The 659-nt window shown below is 50.5% G+C and carries 1 pseudogene; it reads right to left on the bottom strand.

What is annotated here, in order from left to right:
• Positions 1-659 (bottom strand): annotated as a pseudogene (locus tag R8O11_RS28395) (two-component sensor histidine kinase); the annotation flags it as partial.

Here is a 659-nt window from a genome sequence, read left to right as displayed (position 1 = left end):
GGTTCATTTTGTTAAACGCACGTACCGCCGCTTTCAGTTCGTTACTGCCTCGCTCAGAGACTTCGGGCACGTCTAATCGGCTCGACATCAGGGTTGCGGCTTTTGCCAGCTCTCGAATGGGTTGAATTTCTTTGCGAACGATAAACCAGGTACACAGCAACAGCATTAGCGCGGACACCAATAGCGTCAGCCATTGGCGCAGCTCAAAATAGTTAGTCTCTAGGTTGATGTAAGGCGCGGGTAGCACCGCCGCGAGATAAAACCATTCGTTCTGTGCGACTTCGACCTGCATCACCAGAATAGGCGGATTGAGGTCACCAAACGAAAGCGAATAATGCGCCCACAATAACGGCAGTTCGTCGATAGGTAGCTCGTTGTTGAACACTTTGAGTTTGTCGCGCTGGGTGAACTCCACCTCGATATTAGGAATGCCGCTCAGCTCGCTTTCTAATACCTCGCGAACTTGGTTGATGACCAACGTTTTGCGTTCGCTTTCTGGCAGTGGGTCGACGTCAATCTGGTGATTGTTGAGTGAGACGAAAAAGCGCGTACCACCCATATTGCGTAGTTGATTGAGCACCAAGTGGCGATATTCCGAAGGGAGGGTTTGAAAGAAGGCGATGGTAGAAGAAGCACTCAGTGCTAAGCTTTTGACCGTG

It is taken from the genome of Vibrio sp. 1288, assembly GCF_033344475.1.
Note: the sequence above shows the minus strand (reverse complement) of the source record. Positions and strands in the feature narration are given on the sequence as shown.